At 47.5% G+C, this 6,845-nt stretch carries 9 protein-coding genes; 4 read left to right on the forward strand and 5 right to left on the reverse strand.

Annotated elements, in window-relative coordinates:
* The first annotated feature begins 321 nt into the window (after positions 1-321).
* Positions 322-1,233 carry a DMT family transporter gene (locus ABNT28_RS09360; RefSeq protein WP_332923097.1) on the forward strand — a complete coding sequence of 304 codons (912 nt, stop codon included), beginning with the start codon at positions 322-324 and terminating at the stop codon, positions 1,231-1,233.
* A gap of 237 nt (positions 1,234-1,470) precedes the next feature.
* On the opposite strand, the gene ABNT28_RS09365 is transcribed toward ABNT28_RS09360, so the two are convergent.
* Positions 1,471-2,115, reverse strand: coding sequence for an HAD-IA family hydrolase (locus ABNT28_RS09365; protein ID WP_332923098.1), 645 nt, complete (start codon positions 2,113-2,115; stop codon positions 1,471-1,473).
* Between the two features lie 242 nt (positions 2,116-2,357).
* Here ABNT28_RS09365 and ABNT28_RS09370 point away from each other — a divergent pair, with 242 nt between their 5' ends.
* Together ABNT28_RS09370 and ABNT28_RS09375 are read left to right on the forward strand one after the other, a co-directional pair.
* Positions 2,358-2,972, forward strand: a complete 615-nt coding sequence (locus ABNT28_RS09370; RefSeq protein ID WP_332923099.1) for a glutathione S-transferase family protein — start codon at positions 2,358-2,360, stop codon at positions 2,970-2,972.
* Positions 2,973-3,041: 69 nt separating this feature from the next.
* The gene (locus tag ABNT28_RS09375) at positions 3,042-3,218 is read left to right on the forward strand and encodes a hypothetical protein (RefSeq protein ID WP_332923100.1); all 177 of its coding nucleotides are present in this window, start codon (positions 3,042-3,044) and stop codon (positions 3,216-3,218) included.
* A 52-nt stretch (positions 3,219-3,270) separates the two neighbouring features.
* Here the strand turns inward: ABNT28_RS09375 and ABNT28_RS09380 are convergent, their stop codons facing one another.
* The 4 genes from ABNT28_RS09380 to ABNT28_RS09395 form a co-directional block, all read right to left on the reverse strand.
* Complete coding sequence (locus ABNT28_RS09380) at positions 3,271-4,140, reverse strand: phytanoyl-CoA dioxygenase family protein (RefSeq protein WP_348721453.1); 870 nt, start codon at positions 4,138-4,140, stop codon at positions 3,271-3,273.
* Between the two features lie 99 nt (positions 4,141-4,239).
* The gene (locus tag ABNT28_RS09385; protein ID WP_332923102.1) at positions 4,240-4,599 is read right to left on the reverse strand and encodes an SET domain-containing protein-lysine N-methyltransferase; all 360 of its coding nucleotides are present in this window, start codon (positions 4,597-4,599) and stop codon (positions 4,240-4,242) included.
* Between the two features lie 291 nt (positions 4,600-4,890).
* Positions 4,891-5,817, reverse strand: a complete 927-nt coding sequence (locus tag ABNT28_RS09390) for a glutathione S-transferase N-terminal domain-containing protein (RefSeq protein WP_348721454.1) — start codon at positions 5,815-5,817, stop codon at positions 4,891-4,893.
* A gap of 115 nt (positions 5,818-5,932) precedes the next feature.
* Positions 5,933-6,538, reverse strand: a complete 606-nt coding sequence (locus ABNT28_RS09395; RefSeq protein WP_332923104.1) for a glutathione peroxidase — start codon at positions 6,536-6,538, stop codon at positions 5,933-5,935.
* A gap of 101 nt (positions 6,539-6,639) precedes the next feature.
* Between ABNT28_RS09395 and ABNT28_RS09400 the strand changes: the two genes are divergently transcribed.
* On the forward strand, positions 6,640-6,810 hold the full coding sequence (locus ABNT28_RS09400; RefSeq protein ID WP_332923105.1) for a hypothetical protein: 171 nt from the start codon (positions 6,640-6,642) through the stop codon (positions 6,808-6,810).
* The last annotated feature ends 35 nt before the right edge of the window (positions 6,811-6,845 follow it).

Raw genomic sequence — 6,845 nt, forward strand, 5'->3', positions numbered from 1 at the left:
GCACCCGATTTGTAATCGGGCGGTTGGGAGTTCGAGTCTCTCCGCCAGCACCATTGCTTCACCTACATGACTGATATATTAGCATTTATTGTGCTAACAGGTCAGGTGTCGTACAGAATGACGTACAATCAATCCCCTTAGGTCCGTGTCATGACCAGCAACATGCATGGCTAGTTATTGATGACATGCGTATTATTCATTTGTGTGATTTAAGCTTGTATCATGATACATCAACAGCTTAATAATGTTGGTCATTGGAAAATTCAAAACCACTTCTGGTTTTGGTGAAATGGAAATGCAATGTGGACTTGGTTACGCACGATGCCGGCATCAAAACGTGGCGCTGTCCTTCTTGTTACGGGCATCTCTATTTTCGGGTTCTCGGACAATTTGACATTACTGGTTTCCGATCAGGTTGGTGTTGGCCAGTTTCATTTTAGCCGGTCACTTTTCGCTGTTCTAATGGTGGCTCTGCTTGGCAGGGTTTTTGGGCTTTCCGTCATGCCACGTCATTGGAAACCCATGCTGGCCAGAACAGGTTTCATGGTGACATCGATTCTGCTTTATTTCAGCGTCATGCCGATGATGCCTATTGCCGAAGCGGGTGCAGGCCTGTTCACATCACCTATTTTTGTTCTGTTATTTTCAATGATTCTGTTTAAAGAGCGCATTGGTTGGCGCCGCATAATAGCGGTTCTGATTGGCACAATTGGCGTAATTCTGGTTTTACAACCAGGCAGAGATGGCTTTGCCATTTATCATATGTTGCCGATCATCGCGGGGGCGTCTTATGCCATGGGGTCAATCATTACCTATCGGTATCTTCAAGACGAAAGTTCGCTCGCCATTCTGATGAGTTTTATTGTGAGCATTGGATTATGTGGTGCAATCGGGACATCAGCCTTAACACTCTTTCCGGTATCGCCCGATTTGCTAGATCAAGCGCCATTTCTGTTCAGAGGCTGGCAAACTGTCGATGGCGTGTTTTGGTTTTGGATGGCTATCATTGCGGCTGGCGCCTGCGCGGCCTTGTCCTTGATGACGCGCGCCTATCAACTGACCAAAACGAGTTATGCAGCGATCTATGAGTATGCCTATCTTATTTCAGTGGGGTTTTTTGGCTGGCTGTTTTGGGGTGCCGTGCCCAACACGATAAGTGCTCTTGGCATTGCTCTTATCATTGCCGCTGGCGTGATTATCGTGCTGGCACAACAAAAGATGGATGACGCATAAAGCGTCACTGATTGATGTTAGTTCAGCTTTTCAGCAATTTTTGATAGTGTTGAAATTGAAATTATCCTTAATGACTTCAGGATGATGTCAGACGGAAGGATAAGAGGTAGAATCATCCGCAACCACTAGGTTTGACGAAGTTTTTGTAGGTTAAGGAGCCAACTCAGCCAGCTCTCACCCCCCCACAAATAGCAACTTTGATGCCAAAATATGCCAGATGGCGGCACTGGCATGCCTTTAGCGTATATGATTGCTGATAATATCCAGATTTTTAACCGCGTTGATGTTATGGCGCGTGGTTGCGTATTCACCAGCATAAAGGTAGCAAAGGATTTGTTCCTGAAGCGCGGCTTCCTGATTAGGTTCGGTATCCTCGATGGCAACAGCATCTTCGGGTGCAACGCCTAATTTTGTGACTGCAAACCGATAGATGGCACTATTGGGCTTTTCCTCAAGCACGTCCTTTTTTGTTGTGATCAGATCAAAACAAGTAAAGTCAATGTGACGCGACAATGCCTTTGCCAGATTGTCGATATTTCGTTGAGATGTAGTTGTTATGAAGCCAACTTTGATATTTTGCTTGGCACAATTTTCAAGACAACTGACAACACCTTGGCGCGGTGCGATGCCTTTCATCATCAGCGTCTCGAAAAAGACTTCTTTCGCTTGATGAATACTTTGGATCAGATCAGGCGCAACACTTCCACCTGCATATAAGGTCAAACGTTTCACGCCGCCCGGATCGTTAAGAAGTCTGCAATAATTTGCGACATTCCAATACCAATCAAGACCATGCTCGGCAAATGCCATATTATAGGCCTGACGCTGTAATTCAGAGGTTTCTGCAATGACACCAATTGACCCAAACAGTAACGCTTTCATCCCATACCCCAAACAGCGATAAATTAACCGGCATGTTATATAGTAGTTGATGTCTATAGTCGAACCGAATGCGGCATGACATGTTTGCGATAGTTAGTGGTTAGAAAAGCGCATTGATATGGTGGCCACAGAATTTAGTGCCGCGCTGGAAAATCACCCCTAGTATGGGGAAGGCTGTTTCCCTTGAACTGATGGTGAAACTATCATTAGATACCGCATAGATAAGAAGGATATTATGTATCATGCTTACACTCTATTATTCGAAGATGTCCTGTGCCTATGCCCCGCATATATTACTGTATGATGCCGGTGCAGAATTTAACGCCACGCATATTAATTTTGAAACGGGTGAGCAGAACAAGCCAGCCTTTTTGGCGATCAATCCCAAGGGACGCGTTCCAGCTTTGGTCACGCCACAAGGAATCCTCAGCGAGAATCCGGCGATTCTGCTGTATATTGCCCAGTTATATCCAGACAAGCAGTTGGCACCAACCGACCCTTTCTTGCTTGCGCAGGCACAGGCATTTAATATGTTTATCGCTTCAACAGTGCATGTCGCCCATGCGCACCGCCATCGCGGCTATCGCTGGGCAGATGATGAAGCAGCACAGGCCAGCATGAAAGCAAAGGTCACTGATAACATGACCCGCTATGCCCAGATGATTGAGGATCACTATTTCACTGGTCCTTATGTTATGGGCGACAATTATTCGCTATGTGACGCCTATCTGGCACTTATTGTTCGCTGGTTTGGTGGCGACGGTGTAGAGCTGGATCAGTTTCCAAAACTGAAACAACATGACGCGATGATGCGGGCGCGGCCATCGGTGCAGGCGGTCATGCCCCTTTACACATAAACCGCCCATACACGGCCTAAAATATAAGTGATATGCGTCGTTATTATTCTTGTTATGCGGATCAATTCTATGAACATAAGGGACAATATGGCACGGCCAAATAACCGGCGCTATGCTCAGAATCCCGATGAGGACGAAACGGAAGCCGAAATCGAGCTTGTTATCGACCGGACGGCACCGCCAATCGATTTGTTGCGCCCGCATCCCACCTGTTCAACCGAAGAATGGCTGGCCAAGCGTAGTTAGGCGCGGCACTGGCGGGGCATATGTATATCGGGCATCAATCTGGTTCGGCGCCCTATCCGACTTTTGATTGCTGGCCAAAAAAGGAAGCTTCTTTGGGATATTCGGGCATTTCCATTTCGAATGACGTGCTACGCACGCGGCCTGTATAGTGCCCCCGCACAACCTCGCCATCATATTTATGCGGGATGGGATTACGATCCAGCGCAATAGCATCTTCGGCAACATAGGTCACAATATAAAGACAGCGCGCCGCATCAGTCATATTTGGCAATGATCCATGCAACAGACGCGAATGCATCAGACAGGCATCACCCGCTTTACCTGTGCATTTCAGCGCGCCTGCCCTTACATCGACCTCAATGCCAGCATCAACAGCGCCAGTGAAAACGCCATCCTGCCACAATGAATGAATCGCACCTTTATGGCTTCCGGGCACGACTTCAAGCGGGCCATTGTCCAAGGTAACGTCATCCAGAAAAAACAGTACCGTCATCACATCATCATTCGAATGTGGCTCAAAGGGAAAATCCTGATGATATTTCACCGCAGTGCCTGAACCAGGCAATTTCAGATTAATTTTAGTGGCATGCAGCTTTATGTTAGGTGAAAAAATATGCGCGGTCAGATCCAGCGCCGCGTTATTGCGCATCACATCAAGATAGACATCAGACACTTCGATAGGTGCCGAAATACGGCGCAATGCGGGCGTTTCCGGGCTGTGGCTTGTTGGTTCAACATCAAAACGGGGGCGCCCGTCAGCGATGCGTCCATAGTTTTTTTTATAGTTTCGTGACTCATCAACCCATTCACGCAATTGTGCATTCATATCCTGCACTTGTTGCGCGGTAAGCGCGTCTTGCATCATGACAAAACCGTCACGTTCAAAATCATGCTTATATGTTTCAAAAATATGACCTGTCATCACACGACCCTCCATATCTGATAGCTATATTTTGTTTATCGTAAATTATACAGATTTCAAAGCTTTGCTGTAGGGCATAGCGTTTTTATATGGCAAAAATCAGGTTTCGGCGCGTGTCGTCCAATAGTCAGACCCGTAATCATGCAGAATTTCAGTACCCGCTTTAATATCGCACAGGGCTGAAAAACGGACAAACCGGTTATCGTCATCATCAATCTGCCATTCGGCGTTGGCCGGATTGCCATGATTATAAACCATGCCGCATCCCATGACGCACAAATAGTCATTTGGGTCATCCGGACTGGTAAACAGATAATCATTCAATCGGTTCGTGCTTTGCAGATCATCATCGTCAATCACAAGATAAAAGCATCGTTCGATGGTGCTTCCAGCGGCGATATCCTCTACAGCAAAAACACCAAGCCCGTGGAGCGGTGAATCCTTGATAGTGATTTTCATAAGCAACCTCGCAAGAAACGTGACTTGTTGTGGAACGATCACATCGCAAGGTCAAGAGCGGGTTAAGAATGTGACCAGAAAAAACCCCTGGTCTGTAAAACAGCCAGGGGAAGTTAACGGAGATTCGGCAAGGAGCGCATGGAAACTGGAGAGTAACCGGATTGGAGGGAGGAGCGCTCCTTGCAAGGGCTTTATGCGCGCATACCGTGCCAAAAAGAAGTGCTAGTTATGCAATGTGGTGATGCAAAAATTGCATCGCTCTGTTTATAGCAGGTTAGATTTACATACAGGTTAAAATGGGCGTACATCATATCCGGCAATCGGGAAATGCACCGCCACCGGCCCTGTTTCCAGCGAATCATGATCGATAGACACGCGGGTAGCATCAAGATAGCGCAAAGTGCCTGTTACCTGTGGGTCAGCGTTCGTGCCATGCGGTTGAATGGCGACCCTATGCCCTTCTTTCATGCCAGCGGTAAAAGGCACCGAAACCCCCGTTGGTGAGGCTGGGTACGTAGCTTTGGCGATCGCAATTGCATCCTCGCCCGATAGATCAGTGCTGGCACCTTCACCAATATCAGCAAGAGCAGCTTCAAGTTTGCAGACCTGTTCAAATGGCCCAAGGAACCCCGGCCCGCCTTCCCAGCGGCCACGTAAAAACCACGCAATATAACCTATTGCCGCATCAGCGTAGCAGGGCGTGTCACCGTTCAGAAATACACCATCGCTGGCGACAAGCTGGAATTCAGCCAAAGCCAGACCAGCCTGAAGACGCAATAATACGCTAGGCAACGCCGCACGCAGGCTTTCAGGTGACCAGTCTTTTTCAAAATAAAGCGCACCACGATCAGCAATAAATTCGGCAGGCGCTGTATCCAGCGCATTGGTGATAACCACGCGTACAGCCAGATCAAAAAGTGTGCTTTCAGCCCAAGACGCCATCATCATCGAACGACCTGTCACCCCATCCGGAAACAGGCTGTTTGGACAGCCATGTTCTTGCAAGGCACGGACTATATTCTGGCTGTCACAATATATGTCAGCCCCAATCTGCAACACCGGTGTCCGGCGATACCCCGCTGTCAGCGGCATCAGCAGAGGTTTAGGCGGAATGCGCGGAATTTCGACACTTTGCCATGTTGCGCCTGCAATGCCCAATGCCATGCGTGTCTTGTGCGCAACGGGGGATTGTGGGTAATGATGAAGGATCAGCGACATGACAGGCTCCGGATATTTATGAATGATTGTACGCGCATAGTTTAGAACGCGCCGCTATCGATAGGAAAGACAAAACCCCTTTTGCCAGCATAAATCAGGTGATTGATGCCATCATCTAGTTCGGCAAAAGCTTTTCGATGGCGTTACGTATTTTCTGTGCGTCTGGCGCGGTGGTCGATGCAAACCAAGTAACGAAATTGCCCTCAGTATCAATCAGATGTTTATAAAAATTCCATCGTGGCATCGCCAGCTTTCCGCCAGCTTTGCGAACCCACTGATAATAGGGATGCATATCTGGCCCAGTTGCCGAAACCTTTTCCGTCATCGGAAAATCAATACCGTAATTTATGTCACAGAATTGTTTGATCTGGGTGTTAGCCCCCGGTTCCTGACCGCCGAAATCATTGCTTGGCACGCCAATCACCACCAGACCACGCGCACGATAGCTTTCCCATAATGCCTGCAAAGCCTTGTATTGTGGCGTGAAACCACATTGCGACGCTGTGTTGACAAGCAGAATTACCTTGCCGCGATAATCAGCAAGATCAAGCGTGCCACCGTCAATATTTTCAAAGGTAACATCATGAGCGTTCTTGGCATGTGCAGGCATTGCAGGCTCCATTACAAAAGTGGCTGACACCATTAAAATACCCCAAATATGGGCAATGCCCATAATAGATATACGCCGTTTCATACCAGCTTTGTGTGATACGCGACTCATCATTCTGCTCTCATAAACATTAAATTCATTAACGCTTATATAATGGCGTTGCAAATCGTCACAAGGTGGCCATTTGGCAAAAGTAAATTGAGGATTCAAATATGGATGATGTATCAATCACGCGCTTATGGAAAACCTTTACCACCGAGGTTGTGGACATTAGCCATATTGTTTTTGATGTCGCCGTGACAACAGTCACATATGTCAGCCATTTCATTGCTGAAAATCTGGCTTTAATTATCGATATGGTGACGTCATTTCTTGAGAACTGAAGCGGTGACAGACAGCCACAACAACAATAGCATCC

The sequence above is a fragment of the uncultured Candidatus Puniceispirillum sp. genome, from assembly GCF_963979125.1.
Taxonomy (GTDB): Bacteria; Pseudomonadota; Alphaproteobacteria; order Puniceispirillales; family Puniceispirillaceae; genus Puniceispirillum.